The following is a 23153-nucleotide window of genomic DNA, read 5'->3' on the forward strand; positions in this document are numbered from 1 at the left end:
ATTCCTGAGTCTTAATTTTTAACCCAAGGGCGGACTTGCATTCCCTCAGACAAATATGAAACTCCGGCAGTAATGATAATCTCACCTTTGCTTAAGCCTTGCACAACCTGAAGGTTTTCACCTATACCATCTTTTAAAGTGATCTTTCGTTTAGTTACACTCATGCTTTTTTCATCTAAAACCCATACGAAAACTTCATCGCCTTGTGGAGTAATTGATGTAGCGGGGATACTGACTTGTAGGTTTTCATTACTTTGACTGGGATCTTGAAATACTACTCTTGCATTCATGCCTGGTAAGATATTTAACCCAGATTGAGGTTCAAAGTAAAAAGTTACTTCATAGGTTTGTGAAGCTGGATCTGCCTCTAATGAAACTTCTTTTATAAAAGCTGGAATTTCTCGCTCTGGTGCTGCGTTAAGCACGATATGAATAGGGTTGTTATAATTTTCTACCTTCGCTTTAGCAACGATATTTGAAGGTAAGTTAATTTTAGCCTCTAATTTAGTTAGCGCTAGCATAGATATTACAGGGTTACCTTGTTGAATCACCTGGTTATTTTTAAGGTCAACTTTAGAGATGTTACCAGAGTATGGTGCGCGTAAGACCGTATCGTTTAAAGCTTTTTGAGCACTTTCTAATTTTGCTTTATTAATATCTCTTTTCGCTTTAATTCCTTCAAATTCCATTCGAGAAATAATACTTTTTTTGAATAGGTTTTGTGAGCGGGTAAACTCTGACTCACTCTTATCATATTCTGACTGAGCAACATCTCGCTGTACTTTATAGTCAGTTGACTCAACAACAGCAAGGATATCACCTTTACTCACCTTTTGAGACTCAGTTACTTTAATTTCAGTGACTATGCCACTCACTTGAAAAGCTAAATTCGAAGAACGTCCCGCTTGAATTACCGCAGGAAAAGAAAGCAAAGCATTATTTTGGTTACCGCCTACAGTCATCATTTTTACAGGTCTAACACCAGTCCCTGTCGTAGGTTTCTGAGCGGACTCTGTATCACATCCGAGTAAGAAGAAAGGAATAAGTAATAAAGGTGTCTTCCTCAAATAATAATTAATTCTGCGCATGCCGTTTCCTTTTTTATATGGATTTGTATGATGTAAATTATATGATAAATAATAAAGAAAACATACAAATGATAGCGTGTTACATTAACTAATGTGTTGTTTTTTTTACTTTAATTATTCAAATTATGTCTATTGCCCAAGGGGTAAATATAAATATTTCTGAAATAAATATAGATGCTAAAGCTATCTCTCTTGTCGTAAATTTATAAATCATTTTTCATAGCTCTTATTTTTATTAGTAACAATTATTTGATTATAAGTAGTATTACTAATAATTCAAGTTATTTTAATTGAATTATTAGTAATTAATATAACGCAGGGGTCAGAACTTTAACTCGAAAGCAGTATCATAAATTAGTTGTTAAAATATTAGTATCACTGTTATTATTGTTTCGAAAATACCTTAAGGAGATTGAATTTGTCTTATAATAGCGAAACCTTAAAGATCTTAAATGAAACATGGCAAGCTTTTAAGGTATCAACTAAAACCAATCAAGCAAAAGCTGCTAAAGCAATGGGTATGAATCAATCTGCTTTTAGTCAATATCTACGGGGGGATATTCCGTTAAATACAGATTTTGTTGCTAAGTTTTCTATTATGACGGGTAGTCAAATAGAAGGTTACCTAACTAAAGTGGCTGGAAATAAATTGCATTTACAGCCTATAGCCATTAAATACACTCTTTCAGGCCGAAAATTAGTTGATTCGTTTGAACTAATGCCATCACCTGTAAATTTAGATCATGCCTATGCTATTTTAGTCGATTATTCGGACTTTATTTTTCAAAGAGGTACTCTTCTGCTAGTTGATACCGAAGCTGAAATTAGGGAGCATGATGCGGTAGTCATCATAAGCAAAAATAATAGACCTATCTATGGGGTGCTTTCATTCAAAGAAAATGAATGGGAAATACTTGAGCCACATTACTTTGGTGGGAATAGGGTTGTTGTAACAAAAACTATGGTGATTCATCGTGTGAGTGGTAGTTACAACCCAGCAACACAGGGAAAAATTTTCAAAAAATAAAATGTAGAGTTAACGTTTCGTTGGTCAGTTATAAATTAAATACTCATGATTACTTTTTATCACTCAATATATGAAAATTGTAATGTGGCTATTGATCTCATTTCTTTGTCACAAACTTTATTAGAGCGCGACATCTTTGTACCTGAATATTTAAAATTCAGACAAAGTATTAAAAAAAAACAAACTTCGGTTTGTCTTTTTTTTTTACGCTTGGAAAAAGTATAAATCTCGATTTATATGCACACTTTATACTGCGATATAAAATAAGGTGTTGAGTATATGAAAGCCTTGTTACTCATTGATAGTTTATTATAACGATCTAATATTATTAATAATTTCTATTCCTAGTGGTGTCGTCATCTTATTAATTTATGTCGTAAGATGATAGTTTTATTGCGAGTAACCTACAAAAAATAGATGTTTGCTATATAGTTAAAGCTAGTTGTAAATAATGGAATAGTTCAAATAGTAAGATCAGCAATAATTGAATGAATAAAAAGTGTTAATAATATTAATTTGAAACTTAATTCCAGTTTATTAGATTCGAAAAAGGATATTCAATGTTTAATCAGGTAATTACTAATTTCACTATAAAACTGGGTGGAGTTTATTATGTGATTTTAGTTTTGTTACTTTCAATTTCTTCAAATACTTTAGTTAACTCACAAGAAATAAATCAGAGTATCATTATTCATAATGTAACTTTTGTTGATCCTGACGGTGAGAAAGAAAATATTGTAGCTACATTAGTTATCAAAAATAAGATGTTTGATTTGATCACTAATGATCCTATCGAAGTTGCTCATACTGATATTGTTTACGATGCCCAAAAAGGTTTTTTAGTAGGTGCATTAAAACCAGGTAAATCGGCAAACATTATGATACTTGACGAAAACCCTTACGAAGATAGTGATGTCTTGCTTGATACTAAAAAGCATATTTTACTCGCTGTTCGCAAAGGGATAGTCATTAGAAATAACCTTAAATCAGAAAGTAATATTCCTGCTTCCGTAGCGCAGAAACCAACTAAAGCCAGATCTAAAGGATGGTTAGCATATGCGCCGCCACCTGTAGCTATACCTTCAAACTATAAAAATGCTGATTGGATAAACTTTGAAAATGATTATTTTACTAGCGTGTTAATTGGGATGCTTGCGCTAGATAGACAAAACTGGAAATCTCAAAATAATGATAGCGAGTTACAACTTGGTGACCTACAAAGCTATGATGGCGGAGAAATCAGGGGGCTGAGATTTGGGGTCGCAGGTGCTATTAAATTTGATAAACCCTGGGTTTATATGATTAGTGGAGCAACAAATGCTTTTGACAAAGGTTTTGATACCAATACAACAGACAACGTAAGCTTTTTTGATTGGCGTATAGATATTCCAACGTTTGCGGATACTACATTAAGCATAGGTAAGCAAAAAGAGCCTATTTCTATGGAGCGTTCAATCGGTATGGTATTTTTACCAATGCAAGAAAGAAGTGTTGTTTCTGATGCTTTGCTGGCATCTCGAAATGTAGGTGCTGTATTAAGTGGTACCGCGATAAATAATAAACTGACTTGGGCTGGTGGTGTTTTTAATGACTGGCTGGACTCTGAAGGCTCTATTAGCGAAAACTCAACACAACTTGTTGGGCGTACGACTTGGTTACCTTATTTATCTGATGATGAAAATGAAATCGTTCATCTAGGTTTTGGTTTGCGATATAGCGATACAAAAGAAAGTGTGCGATTTGCGACTGAGCCTGAATTTAACCAATCACCTTTATTTGTTGATACAGGTGAAATAAATGCTGACAGTAGCTTAACTTATAATCTTGAAGCCGCTTGGAGAAAAGGCCCGCTTTGGTTAGTGGGAGAATATACCGAAAATCAAATCGATGCTGACTATTTAGATAATCCCTCGTTAGCCGGTTATCACGTAAGTGCGGTATGGTCAGTGACAGGTGAGATGAGAGGCTACAATAAAAAAAGTGGTACTTTTTCACCTATGCCAGTTTCACGAAGTGTCAGTCAAGGAGGGTGGGGAGCACTTGAGGTTAGTAGTCGTTGGTCTGTATTTGATGGTAGTAACGCAGGTTTACAAGCAGGTGATACCAGCATATTATCACTAGGTGCTTCTTGGTGGTTAAGCCCTAAGTTTAATGTTAACGTTAATTACCGTTGGATCAACTTAGAGCGTTGTAGCTTCCTGAATGAGCAATGTGAATTAGAAGGGAAAAGTCATGGTTTTAATACCCGTATAGCTTTATTTCTTTAACTCATTGCTTCACATGCTTTAAATTGTTTTGGTGTTAAGCCACTCCATCGTTTAAAAGCTCGGATGAAATTTGCGGCTTCGCTGTTACCTAATTCTTTAGCAATATCCGCCTCGGCAACTGCTCTTGCTTTGCCCTAACTTCTACATTCATGCAGTCGACTGCGACGCCAAACAGAAAACCAACACTCCCAACTGTTAACACCAACATTACAAAAACCGAACGTACGAAATTGTTAGTAGAAAGTACTTGTCTGTTTTTTAAGCGGATGTTATAAAATTAACAGCAACGATTAATAGGATTATTTGGTGATGGATTATCGCGAGTCTACAGTAAATTTGGGTACAACAGATAAGTTACGTTGCCCTTGTTGCGGAAGTCAGAGCCATAGCGTTAATTCAGTTATTACCTACAGCTTCTACATTATTGAGTACCTGCCTATTTTTCCTGTAAAAAGGGGGACGCGAGTTCAGTGTGTGCAATGTCAAAACCTTGCCGATGTCGCCAATAATACTTCAGATTCAAAGCTGATCTTTTCAGATATTGCTTTGGCATTTTTCAATAAGCTTCGGTTGCTGAGTACTTTTACTGGCAGCATTATTTTTGTCTTGTTGTTAAGTTGGTACTTCTCTGAGGAGCAAGAGAAACATCGCCAGAGCCATAAATATATAAATGCTCCTAAAGTTAATGACTTTTACTATTTAGATTATCGAAAAAGTGCAGGGGATAGACGGCCGCTTCACAAGTACCGTGTTGCAAAAGTTGTTGATATTACGGGCGGCACGGTATCACTAAGCTATGGTAATTATTTTTATCCACTGAAAAAATCGTTAACAGATGCGGTGCTCTTTGGTCACAGTACAAACTTTGATTATTTTGAAAAGCAGCGACAGAATTTTTCCATCGCGGAACTAAATAGCCTATTTGAGCAAGGCTTTATATATCGAGTTATACGACCTGAATTTGCCTACATTGGCCGAAATATGACTGTTTACATGATTGATGGTCATGCGGTGACCAACCCAACGGTAGCAAAAGAACCTTGGGTTTTTATTCCAGGTAAACGAGAGAATACTCGCGGGGTAGCAATTCTTAAGGTTAATCATGATGATAATCGCTTTGAAAAGGCCTTTCAGTTATTTAAACGCTCTGCAGAATTGGGCTATGCACCTGGGCAAACTAATTTGGCTGAGCTCTACTTATCCAACAGAGATTATGAAGGTCATGGTAATATTGAGCAGGCGGCAAATTGGCTACTTCAAGCTGCTTTGCAGGGGTATCAGCCAGCGATTGAAAAGTATCGGGTGATTTGTGCATTAGAAGAAAGCTGTGACATTAATGATTTTTATCAAGCGCTAAATGAAGCAAGTACTAGCTACTAAGTTAACCTGAGCTCGGCTTAATAAATAATTCTCTAGCAGCTATTTTTACTGACTTCTTCGTTAAATTTACTTGCAATAGGCTAGCTATTGACGCGAAATTTGCCTTGAATTAAGTAAAACTATCAAGCTAGAAAATCAGCTGAATATAACGTTCTGTATTTTATATTGTTAATTTACTTCTTAAACCGAGTTCAGGTTAAGTTAATTAGTGGCAAAATGTTGTGAAGTGTACGCCAAGAGAGTTAATTATAATTTAATAGCAAGGTGTCATGCCCTAAAGTAGAGCTCAAAGTAGTAGGTACAGACTCTTTGGTAAATAGCATTAAATCTGACTAGTTTACCTTGTTGATTAACATCAAGTTTAATTCATATAAAACATCTATTAGTATAAAAATAACTGTACTGAGGAGTAATATACCTTTTTTATATTTAAATGAAGTTGTTCTTATGACAGTAGATATCAATAGCCGTTACGGCTTAAATCCCGCACATAGTGAAGTCGTTGAAGCTTGTAAAATTATCGCACCTTGCGATGCTTTAGATATGGGCTGCTCAAATGGACGAAATGCACTCTATCTTGGTCAACTAGGTTTTAACATTAGCGCAATAGATGCAAACCCTAGCGCTATTGATATGCTCAAAACTATTTGTCATGAACAGGGGATAGCTAATATTCAGCCGCAAGTTTATGACATTAATACAGCAAACCTTAATGAAGATTATGGTTTTATTTCTTGCACTGTCACCTTAATGTTTATTGAGCCTTCATGTGTTGCAGATGTAATTACTGATATGCAAAAGCGTACACTAGCGGGTGGTTATAACCTTATTGTTTGTGCCATGAATACTGCAAGTCATCCATGCCCCGTGCCATTCCCTTTTACTTTAAAAGAAAGCCAGCTGAGTGAAGCATACCAAGGTTGGGAATTAATTAAATACAATGAAGATGTTGGCACTATGCATAATGGCGCACAGTTACAGTTTGCAACTATGTTAGCGCGTAAACCTGAATAATATTGTAATAGCGATTTTACTTGTTAAATTACCTTTAATCACTGACTGTTAAGCAAATTGTATATTGATAAACAAAGCGTTATTATGACAATCCTTCAATCATGATTGAAGGTTATATAGATAATCAATCAACTCATGGATTTTACTAAAAACGGAAAATACGATGTCTTTTATCTTTAAAAACAAACAATCAATACTTTCATTAAGTGTAGCGTTAGGTATCACACTACTTTCTGGCTGCGGTGGCTCAAGTGGTTCAAGCGATACAACGATTACCCCACCTACAAATAATAATGGCGGTAATGAGCCGACTTGGGTGCAAGATCAGTTTCAACCATCTAGTGATTTTGTCGCTCAATGTGAGTCTCCTCGTTCGGGTAGTAGCCCTATTACTAATATTGCCTACCCTGATAAAGAAGGTAGTGAACTACTTGAAAAGCATTGGCAGCGAGCTTTTAACCATGAAACGTATCTATGGTATAAAGAAGTCGTTGATAAAGATCCGAAAGATTATGGTTTAGAAGAGTACTTTGCTCAACTTAAAACTACTGCATTGACGGACTCAGGAACGCCTAAAGATCAATTTCATTGGATGCAACCAACCACTGAAGTTGAAGAGCAAACGCAATTAGGCGTAACCTATGGCTATGGTATTAGTTTTGATTATCAAAGCAGTTCAGCACCACGAAGCTGGCAAGTAAAAAATGTTACCCCTGACACGCAAGCCTTTACTTCGGGTGTATCACGCGGTTCAAAGTTATTAGAAGTAGACGGTATAGATTTTGTTAATACCACCAGCCAAAGTGACCTTGATGCATTAAACAGTGCGATGTTTAGCCGTAATGAAGGTGAGTCACATACCTTCAAATTTATTGATATCAATAATGAAGAGTATGAAGTTATCTTACAAACCGCTGCTATTTCTGGCGTTCCGTTACAACTTGCTAAAACATTAGATACACCGCAAGGCAAAGTGGGCTATTTATTATTAAACTCTTTTAATAATGCGACAGTAGAAAAAGATTTATTTGAGCAGTTTAATCAATTCTCAAATGAGCAAATAACTGATTTAGTCGTTGATCTGCGCTATAACGGTGGTGGTTTCCTTGCTATATCTTCGCAACTTGCTTACATGGTAGCAGGTAGAGATACTACTCAAAATAAAGTGTATGAAACCATTGTTTATAACGATAAAATTGCAAATCAGGCTATTCCTTTCGTTGATACAACCATTGATTTACGTCGTTTAATTGGTGGCGATTCAATCATACAAGAGAACCAACCACTGCCAACACTTGATTTACCACGTGTTTATGTATTAACAACAGGATCATCGTGCTCGGCAAGTGAATCTTTTATCAATTCATTAATTGGCGTAGGTGTTGAAGTAATTCAAATTGGTGAAACAACTTGTGGTAAGCCTTATGGTTTTGTCAGTCAAGATAACTGTGGTTCAACTTATTTTACTGTGCAGTTTAAAGGTGAAAATCACTTAGGTTTTGGTGATTATGCCGATGGTTTAGTGCCAGCTAAGTTGCCTGAAGCAGGCAAACAATACCAAGTACAAGGCTGTCCAATTCAAGAAGATTACTTAGACGCATTAGGTGATGAACAAGAAATTCTTCTATCAAGTGCTTTGTACTATTTAGCCAACAATAGTTGCCCTGAAATGTTACCTAAATCAACTCTTGCACAGCCTAATACTTTGATGAATATGCCAACGCCAACTAGCATGCAAATAAACTTAGGTAATGGTAGCGAAACAGGGTCAACGTTAAACACGCGCACACCTTTACAAGATGCCATTATCAATGATGTTTACTTTGATAAGTTTCACCATATTTACTCTAAACAAGGTGAGCGATAATGACGATAAAGCCATTTATTCTTATAAGCTTAGTTGTTAGTTTACTGAGTGCATGCTCACTTCGTGCTAATGAATCAGTTGCTGCATTGTTACCTGAAAACAGCAGTGATGCTCGAACTGAAATTGTTGAAACAGTGAGTAAAGCTCTTGGCGGTAAGAAAGTGCCAATTGCTCAAGATGTCTTTCAAGAATCAAGTAAGCTCTTGCTTGCTTCTGCTTCGGTGACTTCACCAACAGGTGTTAAGGTTATTAGCAAGCAAGCAAATCAAGCACTTGTTTTTGAGTTAATGAAGCGAGGTGATAGCTGCTTACTTAAACGCCCTGATACAGAGCAAGAGTGGCTGTTAAAAACCAAGCTGTGTATTAAAAAGTAAAAACATTTAGAAAAAAAACAAGGACTATTTCATAGTTCTTGTTTTTTTGCTTAAATGCTCATATCAATAGTATTAGCTATTATTAGCAACTTAAAAGCTGCCAACCGTTGAGCCTGAGCCCGTATTAGGTGTGGTGTAACTGTTGTTGCTACCATTTTGCCAAATCACTTCATTTCCTTGTTTCTTAATACATTTCCATTGAACTTGGCTACTAGCAGGCATGTTAATATTGGCACTCCAAGTAGGGTAATGAGTTGGTGATAATTTTATCGCATTATTAGAATTCCATTGCCCTAATTCATTGATATTGCCAACAGCATAAACATCTTGCCCCATTTGTGTATAACCGTTATGACAAGTAAATGTGACGCTAATATCATTTTGTTGATTATCACTATCTTGCTCAACCCAAACAGCATATGAGCCGCCGTTAACAGGAAAGTTTGCCCAGCCATCACTGTTACTGGTTACAACATCTGAACGATTACCCGTAACATCAATAAATGTTTTGTTAACGCGGCTTATATTCATCCATTTATTACCACTTGAGCCATCACTCATGATCACCGCCATGGCTTTAGGGTGATTTACATCCCCTAATCTTGTCCAACCAATGACATTGTGGTGATCTAAGTAACTTATTTGCTGTCCGTAGGCATATTTTTTACGTGCATCTAATAATTTATCTATACTTGTTTTATGTGAAGCTATGGTGATATCAGTGTTGTTACAGCCATTGTCAGAAGCGTTGTAGTTTGCACCATAATAATCTGCATGGAATATATTCGGGTAACCTTCTTCTCTCAACAATACAAATGCATAAGCCATAGGTTTAAACCAATCTTGAACTCTCGACTCTAACGCTTGGCATGGTTGAGTATCATGATTATCGACTAATGTTACCGCTAAGGCAGGTTGCTCTTTCATTAGTGTGTTATCCATGATTTTACTCATGTCATAGTTGCCACTACTGTTTGAGGCATTGTAAAAGTTCATGTGTAATGGCGCATCAAAAAGTGCCATTCTGCCACCCGTTTTACTGATAAAGTTATGTAACTCTTCTTTGTTATAACTCCAGTATTCAGCTACTGTAAAAAGTGACTTACCTGTTTTGTTACTAACATCATCTAACCATTCGTTGAAAAACTGATATTTAATATGTTTTACTGCGTCCATTCTAAAGCCGTCAACTCCAGTAAAGTTAACATACCATTCTCCCCAGTCCTTTAATTCTTGCACTACATCTGGGTGATCCATATCTAAATCAGCGAACATAAGGTAGTCGTAATTCCCATGGTTTGTATCAACTTCCCAATCCCAGGATTTACCTGCTCCTCTAAATTTGAAAATACTACTTTCTTCTAAATTTTGTGCCCAATCAGTGCCATCAAAATGATACCAGCGCCAGGTAAAGTCTGAGTATTTGCCATTACGTTCGGTAAAATCAAACTTGGTCCATGCATCTATTTGCACTTCGCCACCATATTCGTGATTACGATTATCGCCAGAAACACGGACTGCTGTAACCGATTCGGTGTCATCTGCGCCACCACGATGGTTAAAAACTACATCACCGTATATTTGAATACCTTGAGAATGTGCTGCGTTAATTGCTGCTAAATATTGCTCTTTAGTTCCGTATTTAGTGCGAATAGAACCTTTTTGATTGAATTCGCCTAAATCGTACATGTCATAGACACCGTAACCGACATCGTGTTTGCCTGAGGCACCTTTATAGGCAGGGGGTAACCAAAGTGCAGTGATACCCGCAGCAGATAAATCTGCCGCATTTTGCTGTACTTCAGTCCACAGCGTGCCATCATCAGGTGTGTACCACTGAAAATATTGCATCATTACGCCATTATCTGCTTGTACACTGGTTGCGGTAAGGCCGGTTAATACAAAACAGGAAGCTACATAGGCTTTTTTTAGATTTGACATTAACTGGATGTTGTGTGATTTATTGTTCATAAGTTCCCCTAATATGCGTTAGCTTGTTAAAAAACTAAGACTTGTGGTTGATTGTTTTTTGTTATTATTACTCTTGAACTTTTCTGTTTGTAACATTTTAGTAACATCATCATGCTAGAGCAGGGAATTGCTAATAACCATGGTTTGCATACGTATTCATGTTAGAAATAAAGCGATATATAGTGGAAGGTTGAGCAGTTAATTAAGAGGTTTTTCTTTATTGTTCAATGGGTTGTTTTTAGATTTTAATTGATATATCAAGAGTGTTAATTTTTTCTGGATTTTAGTAATACAATTATTCACATCGGTTGAGCGGGAGCTAAAGTAATATAGAAGAGGTGAGATTATAAAGAATCTTTGAGTGAAAAATTCGTTTTTATTGGGTAGTTATTATTATGCATAAGTTGCTAATTTGTATAAATATCCGTGGGGTAATATGAAGTATATTTTAACTTTGAGCATGTTTTATTTAGCGACTATAACGCCTTTACACATTTTAGCTAAAGATGAACTTATTGCGTATGTGGAAAACTTGCCACCTAGCGTCATAGTTAGTGAAGATAATATTTCTGGCGCAGTAATAGATATTTTAACCGAGGCATTAAGGCATAGTGATATAAGTATTGATTACCAGCATATTAATTGGTCGCGGGCGCTATATGAAAGTAAAAGCAAGGCAAATATTGTATTGACAGGGCTGAATAGAACACTTGATAGAGAAGAGCAATTTTATTGGTTATTGCAGTTATCGAAAGCTACTGAGCGACAAGGTATTTATTTATGGCAATTAAAAAAAACACAAGCAGACGAGAAGCAAAAATCACTTAATGACGCAGTGGTTGCTATGGTGCAAGGTGATCATAAAATTCAATATTATAGGGACTATATAGAGTCGTTGGGCTTTAAGGCTAATATTTATGAAGTTGGCAGTAGAGAGCAGGTCATTCATATGCTGTTTAAAGGAAGAGTTGATTATATTTTAGGTGGTGAATTAAATAGACCTTGGCATGTGGAAGCATTAGGTTACGACATAGCTATGATTGAAAGAGGGCCGAAAATTCCAAATACCAGTAGAGGATTATATATTGCAATAAGTAGGAAAACAGATATTAACCTAGTTCATAAGATAGAAGGGCGGCTAGTTGAACTTGCTAAAAATGGACGAGTTTCCGAAATTATGGCAGCATGGTCTAAACAGATTAAATAATTATTAAATACCTTACTCTTTAGACATGTTTGATAATACTAAGAAAAAGCCTCGCTTAGACGAAAATTTTGCTGCAGAATAATCTCTCCCGATAATGCATAGTTGCGATCATATATCTCAACATTGTTGTGATTATCTTTCGTTATGATCGTGGTCGCTCTTGTGCCATAGGTTGGTGATTTAATAAAAATCGCGCTAAGTAATTGCTCCCATTCTTTTGTTAAACCTGTCTCCGGTAATAATTCGGGTAAGGCTTGCATGTTATTGGTCATTAACTTAAATAAAGCCTCAATGGATAATGGCTGATTTGAGCTCACCGCATCAATTAATAATTGCTTGCCATGTGCCATTTTAGGCCAAATATCATCAAGTGCTCCATTACAAATACTATGAACACCCTTTGTTAAAGTATGAAGTTTATTGTTAATACTGTCATAGCAAACTAACTGGTTAACTTGGTTAAGTGAGCCATAAATTAAATTGTAGCCATGATATTGGTTCGCAGTATTTGTTAACTTTTCAGCAAAGTTAAGTTGTGAGCTAACTAACGCCTTTAACACTAGCTCTCCACGAGATTTTTTAGGCTGTTCATCTAATGGTAGTTGTCGAAAGTTAGTTAGTGCCGCAAATCGCTTATCTGGTGAAAGGCCAAGCCATGTACCACCTGCCTGTATATCTTTACCCGCGAGAATCCTTGGATAATGCCATGCATGCATAGCTTGAGTTGGGCGCTGATGAAACTCATCTCTATTAGCGCAGATGATCAGCGGAAAGTCAGGGTGTTGTTCAATTGCGATAAATAATATGCACATGAGAAATAGTTACTACTGTGTTTTTAATCATTATTGCATTGTCTGGATAAACTGACCACGGAGAATATTTTTCATTGCTAGCAGTACCATAAGTAAATGTAACAAAGTGTCGTTTAGTTTGATATTGATCAAGCAAATCTAATTGAGAATGATTAACAATACCATTCATGTTATTCCGTTACTTTATTTATCTTTTATTGAGCTATTTATGAAATCATTATCTCCTTTGTACCTTGCTATTGTGGCGAGTTTGCCGTTATCTGCCCCGATGTTCTCTTTTGCTGAAGAAGTCGATCTTTCAGAGAAAGATGTCGAAGTTATTGAAGTTAGAAGCCTAAGGCAAAAACTTGATCAAGCGGGTCGATTAAAAGATGTGATTCAAAAAACAGAAGTGCTTGATGCACTCACTATTGAAAATAAAAATGCATTAAGCCTTACTGCGGCGATTAATAACGAACCCGGCGTCAATGTGTCAAATGAGTGCTCTATGTGTGGTGTTAAGCGTATTATGTTAAACGGAATGAAAGGTGAGCATACGACGATTCTAGTTGATGGCTTGCCCACTCATACCTTAATTTCAGGCTTTTATGCTGTAGATGCCATTGCAACAACAGGTGTCGATAGAATCGAGGTTGCTCGCGGTGCAGGCGCATCACTTATTGCACCAGAGGCAATTGGCGGCACCGTAAATATTATCACCAAAGAAGCCTATGAAAACGGCGCAAGCTTTGATTTTGCTAAAGGCTCTCATGACTTTACAGCCATGAAAGGTATGGCAACGGGGATTTCTTCAGACGGAAAAACAGGTATCACCTTCATCGGACAATACGATAAACAAGATCAAGAAGATCATGATGATAATGGTGTAAGTGAAGCACCATTTATTGAGAATTTGTCGTTAACTACTTTTTTAACTCAAGACGTTTTTGAAAGCAGTAATGTCCAGTTACGCATTTCAAAAGTGCAATCAGAGATCTTTGGAGGCCCGATAATTGGCGATGTTGTTAACTCCATTGGTGCTGCTATAGCGGGGTATGATGGCGTTGCATCAGAGCAATTATTTGAAGATGATGATGTACGCAATCAATATATCGGTAAGCCATGGGAAACCACCGAGTGGATAGATACTTCGCGCGATGAAGCATACGTGAAATTCTTAACAGAGATGAGTGATTATACCGTCGCTGAGTTTGCTTTGAGTTATGCAAATCATCTACAAGATTCTTTCTATGAAGGGATAGATTACCAAGCTGAAGATACCATGTGGTATGCACGTGCTAAATTTGATATGGAATTAACTGACAAGCATTTTATTACTTTTGGTGCAGATAGTCGAAATGAAGAAATGCGTTCTTCAACTGATGCCTTAGAAGCTGTAGAAGCATATCAAAGCGATGCATTTGATTATGAAACGATGGGAGTTTTCTTTCAAGATACTTGGACACCTACAGAGGATTTTGAAGTTGCTATGGCTATGCGAATTGACCAAGTTACCGCTGACTTTGTTGATCCTGAAAAAACGGGCACTGAAATAGATGAAACATTTTTTGCACCGCGTTTAGATGTACGTTATTTCCACAGCGAACAGTTAACATCACGTTTTTCTACAGGCCGTGGGTATCGCGCACCGTTATCCTTTTTTGAAACGGATCATGGCATTTTAGATGCCGAGTTAGGTTATCAAATTGATATTGACTCTTTAGAAGAGTCAATTTCGGCAAGTTACTCTTTAAGTTATGACACAGAGGCGTTGGCTGTTACAGCATCACTTGCTCATTCATCTGTAGATAACTTAGCTTCACTAGAAGAAACTGATGAAGGCGTGCCGTTATTAACACAGCTTGATGAATCAGCTTCAGTGACTACTTATGACATTACCCTAGGTTATAACCTAACAGAAAACTTAACCGTGAATATTGGCTTAGAGAAGTTTGATTATGATGATGCATTTAAGTCCTCTTATGCCATTGCACCTGTTGAAGAGCGTGCGAGCATTGAGCTTCAGTATGAAAAAGACAATTTAAAAGTATTCTGGTCAACGGTTTGGTTTGGTGAAAAGGATTTAGCTGAATACGGCTATGAGGGATATAACAAGTTAAACGATCCTACCAGCGTTAAAACACTAGTAGGTGAAGCTTTCTCAAGCTCAGATATTAAAGTGCAGTATCAAGTAACTGAACACACTAAGCTATATGCTGGCGTTTCTAATATCTTTGAACAAACGCAAATAGATAGTGGCGATACTCCGTTATTTTATGATGCCAACGGTGGTTATGATGTTGCTTATATTTATGGTGCATTACACGGCAGAGAAATGTATGCCGGTATTGAAGTTAAACTGTAAAGACTGCGCAAAATATTATGCTTAATTTCTTCATTAACTTTATAAAAATAGTAATGCTGTGCTTAATTGCTACGGCGTTGCTATTGCAGACATTTCAAGTTGAAGCTTTACCTTTCTCGCTTAAATCATTAAAGCCTGAGCAGAAGAGCACTCAAGTCAGTGAAACAGCTTTAGCTACAGTGGCGATGATTTATCAACCTGATTGCAGCTGGTGTAAAAAACAAGGACAAACACTAGCTAAGGCGTTTGAATCATGCCAAGGCACTTTGAACCTTGCCTTAGTAGGCGCTAAAGGTAATTCACGACAGTTAAAGCAAGAGTTAAAGCATTATCATAAGGACATGCCAGCTTTTAAGGCTGATAGACGGTTTTTACGGTTAATTGGCGGTTATCAAGCATCACCTACCACATTGATTTTTGATGCATCAGGTGAATTGATAGCCAAAAGGCGAGGTTTTATTGCCAAAGATAAACTGGCAGAAGCCTTAGCTATTTTGAGTCATGGTGACTGTCAAATATAGTCATTACTATGATAAGAGAAAAGTGAGATGGACGTCTCACTTTTTCTTTTTATCTAAATACATTTTATTATCAGCAATTCTTAATAAATCAGCTAAAGATTTTGCATCATTTGGGTAAGAAGCTACACCAATACTTGAACTGATACTGAACTCGTGGCCCTCATAAGGTATGGGTTGCCTTATCTTATGTAGCAATTTAGTTTTTAGATGTTGGGCATCAATAGAGTTATTAAACAATACTACAAATTCGTCACCACCCACCCTTGCAACCAAGTCATGAGATCTCACTACTTGCTTTATTCTTTTTACTATTGTGATAAGCGCTATATCGCCTGCTTGATGACCATATTTATCATTGATGGGCTTGAATTCATTAAGATCTAAGTAAGCGATTGAAAATGTAAGGTTATCCCTTTTAGCTTTAGCTAATTCATATTCAAAACGTTCGTTCAATAAGTTCCTGTTGGCACAATTTGTTAAAGAATCATATAGAGCCAATTGTTTCAACATTTGCTCATGTTGAACTTTATCGGAAATATCTGATAATAAAGCAATAAACTGAATATCTGATCCAATTTTAATTTGAGAGACTGACAATTGAACTGGCAGGCTATTACCATTTTTATGTTGTGCTTCAAATTGTTGGATCAACTCAGCATAGTTTTCATCACTGTAGGAGGCATCAGGTTTGGTAATTTCATGCAGCACATTAAATGTTGAAGATAAAATATTTACATTTTTACCAATAAGTTCTTTTGGGCTATAACCAAAAATTGATTCTGTTGCTAAGTTACATGAAAGAATTGTGCCTTGTTGATTGATCCTAATAACGCTATCGATAAGTGAAGCTAACGTTGCTGTGTTAATACTCTCTTGTAAAGATAAAGCACTCTTTACTATCTGCGCTTGAGTTTGTTCTTGCTCAACAACTTTTAAAATGTCGATGTTTTCAGCTAATAATGATTTAATTTTCTGTTTATCAAAAACATGCTTTAACTCACTTTCTACAATAAGCTTCAATTGCTCTAGCATTTCAATGAGTGAGTAGGGATATTCAGTTGGTTTGGTATCAATAACACAAAAGGATCCAAACAATGAACCATCTGGCCAATACAAAGGATAGCCAAGGTAAGAGCGAACAGGGCCTTCAGCAACAGGGGGGCTGCATGACCATTCATCGCTATCTTTGGCATTATTTACGTATAACTTGTCATTGGTTTCTATAATTTTTCGACAAAAACTTTTCATATCCCATGGCCAACTTGAGTTAACCTTTAGAAAATTATCAGCATTGTCACTTGTTGAAACTACATTAAATGATTCTTGACGAAATTGAACAACAACACCACTGGTAGCGTTATAAAGTTTTGCCATCAAATTAACTAAGCGTTGCCATTTTTCAAAATCAAGTTCTTCAGGAGGGTAACTGACAATACATTGGGACGTTTTTATCATAGGTATCTCTTATATTTTACATCTGAATATCCATATAGAGAACGTTGTTAATATATTGTAGTGTTGTTTACATTGTATTAGCAAGTAATGGCGTGTGACTTAATCAGTAGAGGAGGGAATTTTCAGTCATTATTCGCTATGAAATGTTTGTATTCTCGTTGTCTAAGATAATAGCTATATATAAGATTAATTTAATGCTAGCCATAAAATTGGCAAAATTTATATAATTAATTATCTGAACTTTATACCTTGTATTCTATGTTATTAATCGAACACTTATCCTTTCAATTATCTAATAATGCTTTGCTATCAATTCCTGAGCTTTCGTTAACGCAAGGCGAGTCATTGCTCGTATTAGGCGATAATGCTAGCGGTAAATCTGTGTTAGCGCAGATATTAGCAGGCAATATTTGTAATTATGATGGAAAGGTTAGCATAACTGAGAAATTCACTACCTTAAGTTTTGAATTAGAAGCAGAAACACTGGCAGTTGATCGTTTAAACGATCGTAGTGATTTTATGGAAGAAGGGGTTGATCATGGCCGCTCTGCTCGTGAAATTATTCTTGATGATAAATCATATACGCCAGAAGAGTTAGATGAAGTCATTTCCTTGCTCGCGATAGAAAAATTGCTAGATAAACCTTTCAAGATTTTATCCACCGGAGAAACACGCAAGGTATTAATGGCACGAGCGCTCATGTTAAAGCCGCAAGTTATGTTACTTGATGAACCTTATGCAGGGCTTGATATTGGCTCACAAGCTCATTTAAGCAATGTACTAAATACCTTAGTGGAACAAGGCATTAGTATTATTATCTTTGATTTTTATCATCAAAGCTTACCAAGTCAAATTGACAATGTAATCTACATGCAAGAGGGAAGTATTGTTCTTTCAGGTAAGCGAGAGCAAGTGATTGCGAGTGAAAAGTGGCAACAACTTAATGAACATCATTATAGCTTGCCCCATCATTTGCCTGACTGCCTGCAATATAAAAAACTCGATAAAAATACACCATTAGTCTCGTTAAATAACGTTTCTGTAAGCTTTGAACAAAAGCCTGTGTTTAATGATATATCTTGGCGGTTTGAACAAGGGCAGCATTGGCGCATTATTGGGCCAAATGGTTGTGGTAAGTCTACTTTGTTAGCGATGATTTCTGGTGATAGCCCAAAAGCCTATGGCAAAGATCTTCATTTGTTTGGTGTAAAGCGAGGTAGTGGTGAATCTATTTGGGATATTAAGCGCCATTATGGCGTGGTTAGCGCTCAATTGCATCGTGATTACCGTGTGCCTACTACATTAATACAAGTGGTACTTTCAGGCTTTTACGACAGTATTGGTTTATATGATAGCCCTACGCGATATCAAGTGAATATTGCCCGTGAATGGCTAGTGCTTTTAGGGTTAGAGCAACATGAAAATACCTATTTTAGTCAGCTCTCATATGGCGAGCAGCGCTTAGTATTAATTACCCGCGCTGTGGTTAAGTTACCCATGATTTTGATTTTAGATGAGCCTTGCCAAGGACTTGATAATCATAATCGTGACAAAGTACTCGCCTTAATGGATTATATAGCGGCAAACAGTAAGACTCATTTAATTTTTGTCAGCCATGATATAAGAGATCAACTCACGTGCATTACCCATGAGCTTGAATTTTTGGCGCAGCAGCCTGAACAAGCTAATCAAGGTGATGACAATTTAGGTTATGTAGCAAAAAGTACAGTTAAATAGCAGAAAGTAGCAAAAGTAATGCATAGTTATAATTTGTTGACTTAACTCAGGTGTACTCGTGATTTTCCTATAGTACAATGTCTTTTAATTAAATAAATATAACAGTTGTTGTCTCGTAAGTACTTTCATGTCTGTAGAACCTTCTTCAAATCAAATATCAACACCTTGGCTTATGCTGTTTTTTGCATGGGCTATTGCAACTATAGCGACGCTGGCCAGTTTGTTTTTCAGTGAAATAGTCAAGCTGCCTGTCTGCTCGCTATGTTGGTATCAGCGTATTGCTATGTATCCTTTGGTACTTATAATACCGTTAGCACTGTTTCCACTTGAGCAAAAAGTTGTGCGCTATGTGGGAATATTAACGTTGTTTGGCTGGTTGGTGGCACTTTTTCATGTGCTGTTAGTAGCGGGTGTTATTCCTAAAAGTGCGCAACCCTGTGTGCAAGATATCCCTTGCTCTGAAACACATTTGAATCTATTTGGCTTTATGAATATGCCTATGATGTCACTGTTAACGTTTAGTGTTATAGGCTTATTATTATTTTTTGCGAGAAACCGAGATCATCATGAATAAAAAAACATTATTTATTAGCTTTATTGTTGTATTGCTAGGCGCATTCTTTATTGCGGCAACGTATTATCAAAATCAGATAAGCACGAATCAAACACGATTTTCTGATGCAGAGCTCGAAAAATTAGTACGTGTTGGCGCGCCGATGAAAGGCAATGAAAATGCTAAAGTGACCATTGTTGAGTTTCTAGATCCTGCCTGTGAAACTTGCGCAGTATTTTTCCCATTCGTGAATAAAGTGATGGCTAAATACCCTGACCAGCTAAGGTTGGTTGTTCGATACGCTCCATTACACAAAGGTTCTGATAAAGTGGTGAGGCTGCTTGAATCGGCTCATTTACAAGGACAATTTTGGCCAGCCTTAGAGCTACTTTTCGCTAAGCAGCGACAGTGGACTCAGCACCATGTGGCTCAACCTCAAATTGCTAAAGAGTTATTGGCGAGTTTACCATTAGATCAAAAGAAACTTGCTCAAGACGCCTTTGGCCAGAAAGTCACTCAAGCCCTTAACTCTGATTTAGCTGACGGTAAAACCTTTGAAGTTAGAGCGACACCAGAGTTTCTAGTTAATGGTAGAAAAATGCAAACCTTTGGTTATGAGCAGTTATTACAATTAATAGAAGAAGAAATTGCTAAGCATTATCATTAGCATCATAAGTGATAGATACAAAAATTCGTGAAAAGGCTGCAAAATTTTGCAGCCTTTTTCGTTTTTATTAATCATAGTCAGACGCATAGGTTTCTTCGTAGCTGTGTGAATATAGCTCGAATAAATTACCAAAAGGGTCTTCTAGATACACCATTTTAGCTGGTTTGCTATCATCTTCTGGATGATAACGCATGATATCCATTCTGACTTTGCCACCATATTGCTCTGTTTTTTCAATGACACTGGCAAAATTATCGGATTGAAGACAAAAGTGGAAAATACCAAGTCGTGAAAAATCTAAATCATGCCGTTCTGCACGTTCTTTCATTTCAAACAGCTCAACACCTATGCCATCAGTCGTCACTAAATGCGCAATGTTGAAGCCTTTGAATCCTTCACCAAAAACAGCAATACACATTCTGCCGATTGCACTTTCACGTTCTTCAATTACTTGAGTGTTTCCCATAACAATTGTTAGTCCAAGTGCTTGGGTATAAAACTCAACTGCTTTTTCCATATCGCCAACCATAATGCCAATGTGATTCATTTTCATAATCTACTCCAATATTTAAGTAAGCCAGGTATTGGCTTGATGAATCCAGTGTATGAAAATCCTATGATTAGTAGAAATTATCAATTGTGATTAAGTTGATAATTATTTGTTATGGTTGGCTTGATGATAAACCCTCTATGGTTAAGAACCTTTCGAACACTAGTTGATACAGGGCACTTTACTAAAACAGCAGAAAAGCTATTTATGACTCAGCCTGGTGTCAGTCAACATATCACTAAGCTTGAAGATGCCTGCGACTGTGCATTGATTAAGCGTGACAAGAAGCGCTTCGATGTCACTGAGCAAGGTCGGTTAGTCTATCAATACGCTTGTCAGCTTGATAAAAGTGAAGAGGTGCTGCGTGAACAGCTAGTCTCTGATGATCCTTATGCTGGAAAGTGTCGGTTGGCTTGCTCTGGCTCACTTGCATTAATGCTTTATCCCAAACTGTTGGATTTACAATGTCAACATAGCCAATTGATACTTGAAGTTAAAGCGGCACCTAATCAACAAATTTTAAATGAAGTACAACAGGGGAAAGTTGATATTGGCATTGTGACACACATACCTAACCCTGCCTTATTTGATGTGGAAACAATAGGGCATGAACAGCTTTGCTTAGTGCTTCCTGCGACTGTTAATCTTGCTAAGGTTTATCGTAGCGATTTATTGGAACTTGGACTTATTAGTCATCCTGATGCAGAGCATTATTTATCACTATTTTTTGCTCAAAATAGTGAAACTTGTTTTGATGAACTCTTGGTTAGTGATATTCCTGTTTCAGGCTCTATTAATCAAATAGGGCAAATTTTAGAACCTGTTGCCAAAGGTTTAGGTTTTACCGTGCTACCTAAAAGCGCTATAGATAGTTTTCATGCTCCTGAAAAAATAATGGTTTTTGAAGCCAAAACACAGGTCATTGAAACACTACACCTTGTCGTTAAAAAAGGCAGAAATTTGCCAGCAAGATTTGACACTGTTTCGCGTAAACTACAAGCGCATTTCAACATGAGTACTTCAGGTTCATGACTCATAAGAAAGCCTTATAAAGTCTGGTTATTATGTTGTTTATTAATTCTAGCTTTTGCTAAAATAGGCAAAATTGAATAGTGAAATTGTTGAAAATCATGAGTGAATCCATTCCACCTTGTCCAAAATGTCAGTCAGAGTATGTTTATCAAGATCAGTCTTTAATGATTTGCCCAGAATGTAGTTTTGAGTGGAACCCTGTAGAGGTTGAAGAAGAGAGCGCCATTAAAGTAAAGGATGCTAACGGCGCATTACTTGCTGATGGTGACAAAGTCACCGTGATCAAAGATTTAAAAATCAAAGCAAGTTCACAAGTGATTAAAATTGGTACCAAAGCACTCGTGAGACGTGTTTTTGATAAGAAGGATCATCAACTTGATTGCAAAGTTGATGGTGTAGGTGAAATGATGGTCACGGCTAAATTTGTGAAAAAAGCTACATGATATCCCCATTTGGGGAATATACATTGCGATATAATTAGAATGTGCTGTCGTGATTTATTCCATGCTGCTTAAATATTTTTTGAATTTTTTGTTTTTTTTGTAATTGGCTTATTGCTCTATTGAGTTCAGGCAAAATGTGCTTTTTATTTTTATGAACTCGAATAGGACGTAACGCCTTTTCATGCACAGAGCCTATGTCTACGGGGAAGCTGTTTAAATGGATCAAATGCTCAGCAATATATCGGTCAACAATACCCAATTCCACACGTTGGTTTGCTACCATTCGCAAGATGCTCAACTCTGAATTAAAATCGATACGAGAGAACTTTTTCTCATGTAAATAGGCATACCCAGATACTGTTGCAATTGCTTTACCTGTTAAAGAGGGAAGTGACTGTACTTTATTTTTGGGAAAAACATAAATATCTTCTGTGGTAAATGCAACCTTAGAATAGTGGGAGTAAGCGTCTTCACCTTCACGCCAAGAAGGTAACGGACAGCATTCAATATCGATTGTATTTCTCTTGAACTCATTACGAATACGCGCAGATGAAAGATAAACAAACTCTATTCGGTATGGTGAACTCTCAAATAAAGCATTAAATAGCTCTACGTATATCCCTTTAGGTTGAGTCGTATCGCTATAGGAATAGGGCGGGTTTCCTTCAGATGGCAGTGCGATACGAATAGTTTCAGCAAGTGAAACCTTCGTTAAAGATGATAGTGACAAGCAAACTATTAACAATAACCGGTAAATCACCTAGTTTTCTCAAAGAAGTCGATAAGGTTAACTAATTATAGCCTCTATTTTCAGATAGCTATTGATGAATTCCTTAATTATTTT

The 23153-nt window shown here is 36.7% G+C and carries 20 protein-coding genes; 14 read left to right on the top strand and 6 right to left on the bottom strand.

What is annotated here, in order from left to right; all coding sequences use genetic code 11:
• Positions 1 to 11: 11 nt before the first annotated feature.
• Positions 12 to 1088 carry an efflux RND transporter periplasmic adaptor subunit gene (locus tag EPA86_RS02995; RefSeq protein WP_140601748.1) on the bottom strand — a complete coding sequence of 359 codons (1077 nt, stop codon included), beginning with the start codon at positions 1086 to 1088 and terminating at the stop codon, positions 12 to 14.
• A gap of 418 nt (positions 1089 to 1506) precedes the next feature.
• Here EPA86_RS02995 and EPA86_RS03000 point away from each other — a divergent pair, with 418 nt between their 5' ends.
• The 6 genes from EPA86_RS03000 (at position 1507) to EPA86_RS03025 (ending at position 9017) form a co-directional block, all read left to right on the top strand.
• Positions 1507 to 2115, top strand: a complete 609-nt coding sequence (locus tag EPA86_RS03000) for a hypothetical protein (protein ID WP_140601750.1) — start codon at positions 1507 to 1509, stop codon at positions 2113 to 2115.
• Positions 2116 to 2675: 560 nt separating this feature from the next.
• Positions 2676 to 4382, top strand: a complete 1707-nt coding sequence (locus tag EPA86_RS03005; RefSeq protein WP_140601752.1) for an OprO/OprP family phosphate-selective porin — start codon at positions 2676 to 2678, stop codon at positions 4380 to 4382.
• Positions 4383 to 4688: 306 nt separating this feature from the next.
• A complete protein-coding gene (locus EPA86_RS03010; protein WP_140601754.1) occupies positions 4689 to 5762 on the top strand; it encodes a tetratricopeptide repeat protein in 1074 nt (357 codons plus the stop codon).
• A 447-nt stretch (positions 5763 to 6209) separates the two neighbouring features.
• Positions 6210 to 6776 (top strand): tellurite resistance methyltransferase TehB, encoded by a 567-nt coding sequence (gene tehB / locus EPA86_RS03015; RefSeq protein ID WP_140601756.1) that lies wholly within the window; start codon positions 6210 to 6212, stop codon positions 6774 to 6776.
• A gap of 163 nt (positions 6777 to 6939) precedes the next feature.
• Positions 6940 to 8643 carry a S41 family peptidase gene (locus tag EPA86_RS03020; protein WP_140601758.1) on the top strand — a complete coding sequence of 568 codons (1704 nt, stop codon included), beginning with the start codon at positions 6940 to 6942 and terminating at the stop codon, positions 8641 to 8643.
• The gene (locus EPA86_RS03025) at positions 8643 to 9017 is read left to right on the top strand and encodes a hypothetical protein (RefSeq protein WP_140601760.1); all 375 of its coding nucleotides are present in this window, start codon (positions 8643 to 8645) and stop codon (positions 9015 to 9017) included. The genes EPA86_RS03020 and EPA86_RS03025 overlap by 1 nt, the downstream gene beginning before the upstream one ends.
• A gap of 90 nt (positions 9018 to 9107) precedes the next feature.
• Here the strand turns inward: EPA86_RS03025 and EPA86_RS03030 are convergent, their stop codons facing one another.
• Positions 9108 to 10988, bottom strand: coding sequence for an alpha-amylase (locus EPA86_RS03030; protein WP_246058225.1), 1881 nt, complete (start codon positions 10986 to 10988; stop codon positions 9108 to 9110).
• Positions 10989 to 11424: 436 nt separating this feature from the next.
• Here EPA86_RS03030 and EPA86_RS03035 point away from each other — a divergent pair, with 436 nt between their 5' ends.
• A complete protein-coding gene (locus EPA86_RS03035) occupies positions 11425 to 12195 on the top strand; it encodes a substrate-binding periplasmic protein (RefSeq protein ID WP_140601761.1) in 771 nt (256 codons plus the stop codon).
• Between the two features lie 38 nt (positions 12196 to 12233).
• Here the strand turns inward: EPA86_RS03035 and EPA86_RS03040 are convergent, their stop codons facing one another.
• On the bottom strand, positions 12234 to 13007 hold the full coding sequence (locus tag EPA86_RS03040; RefSeq protein WP_140601762.1) for an NRDE family protein: 774 nt from the start codon (positions 13005 to 13007) through the stop codon (positions 12234 to 12236).
• A gap of 208 nt (positions 13008 to 13215) precedes the next feature.
• Between EPA86_RS03040 and EPA86_RS03045 the strand changes: the two genes are divergently transcribed.
• Positions 13216 to 15351 carry a TonB-dependent receptor plug domain-containing protein gene (locus EPA86_RS03045; protein ID WP_140601764.1) on the top strand — a complete coding sequence of 712 codons (2136 nt, stop codon included), beginning with the start codon at positions 13216 to 13218 and terminating at the stop codon, positions 15349 to 15351.
• 83 nt (positions 15352 to 15434) lie between these two features.
• The gene (locus tag EPA86_RS03050; RefSeq protein ID WP_140601766.1) at positions 15435 to 15872 is read left to right on the top strand and encodes a TlpA family protein disulfide reductase; all 438 of its coding nucleotides are present in this window, start codon (positions 15435 to 15437) and stop codon (positions 15870 to 15872) included.
• Between the two features lie 36 nt (positions 15873 to 15908).
• Here the strand turns inward: EPA86_RS03050 and EPA86_RS03055 are convergent, their stop codons facing one another.
• Positions 15909 to 17327, bottom strand: a complete 1419-nt coding sequence (locus tag EPA86_RS03055; RefSeq protein ID WP_140601768.1) for a diguanylate cyclase domain-containing protein — start codon at positions 17325 to 17327, stop codon at positions 15909 to 15911.
• A gap of 258 nt (positions 17328 to 17585) precedes the next feature.
• Here EPA86_RS03055 and modF point away from each other — a divergent pair, with 258 nt between their 5' ends.
• The 3 genes from modF to EPA86_RS03070 all read left to right on the top strand — a co-directional run bounded on the left by modF (position 17586) and on the right by EPA86_RS03070 (position 20284).
• Positions 17586 to 19064: a molybdate ABC transporter ATP-binding protein ModF gene (gene modF / locus EPA86_RS03060; protein ID WP_140601770.1), complete on the top strand. Its 1479-nt coding sequence runs from the start codon at positions 17586 to 17588 to the stop codon at positions 19062 to 19064.
• Between the two features lie 127 nt (positions 19065 to 19191).
• The gene (locus EPA86_RS03065; RefSeq protein WP_140601772.1) at positions 19192 to 19638 is read left to right on the top strand and encodes a disulfide bond formation protein B; all 447 of its coding nucleotides are present in this window, start codon (positions 19192 to 19194) and stop codon (positions 19636 to 19638) included.
• Complete coding sequence (locus EPA86_RS03070; protein ID WP_140601774.1) at positions 19631 to 20284, top strand: DsbA family protein; 654 nt, start codon at positions 19631 to 19633, stop codon at positions 20282 to 20284. Before EPA86_RS03065 ends, EPA86_RS03070 begins: the two co-directional genes overlap by 8 nt.
• A gap of 67 nt (positions 20285 to 20351) precedes the next feature.
• Here EPA86_RS03070 and EPA86_RS03075 read toward each other — a convergent pair whose 3' ends face one another.
• On the bottom strand, positions 20352 to 20837 hold the full coding sequence (locus EPA86_RS03075) for a VOC family protein (RefSeq protein ID WP_140601776.1): 486 nt from the start codon (positions 20835 to 20837) through the stop codon (positions 20352 to 20354).
• A 123-nt stretch (positions 20838 to 20960) separates the two neighbouring features.
• Between EPA86_RS03075 and EPA86_RS03080 the strand changes: the two genes are divergently transcribed.
• Together EPA86_RS03080 and EPA86_RS03085 are read left to right on the top strand one after the other, a co-directional pair.
• Positions 20961 to 21866 (top strand): LysR family transcriptional regulator, encoded by a 906-nt coding sequence (locus EPA86_RS03080; protein WP_140601778.1) that lies wholly within the window; start codon positions 20961 to 20963, stop codon positions 21864 to 21866.
• A 98-nt stretch (positions 21867 to 21964) separates the two neighbouring features.
• The gene (locus EPA86_RS03085) at positions 21965 to 22309 is read left to right on the top strand and encodes a zinc ribbon domain-containing protein YjdM (protein WP_140601780.1); all 345 of its coding nucleotides are present in this window, start codon (positions 21965 to 21967) and stop codon (positions 22307 to 22309) included.
• A 34-nt stretch (positions 22310 to 22343) separates the two neighbouring features.
• Here the strand turns inward: EPA86_RS03085 and EPA86_RS03090 are convergent, their stop codons facing one another.
• Entirely contained in the window at positions 22344 to 23039 is a 696-nt protein-coding gene (locus EPA86_RS03090; protein ID WP_170309553.1) for a substrate-binding periplasmic protein, read from the bottom strand.
• Between the last annotated feature and the right edge of the window lie 114 nt (positions 23040 to 23153).

The sequence above is a fragment of the Litorilituus lipolyticus genome (assembly GCF_006439335.1).
In the GTDB taxonomy this organism is placed as follows: domain Bacteria; phylum Pseudomonadota; class Gammaproteobacteria; order Enterobacterales; family Alteromonadaceae; genus Colwellia; species Colwellia lipolytica.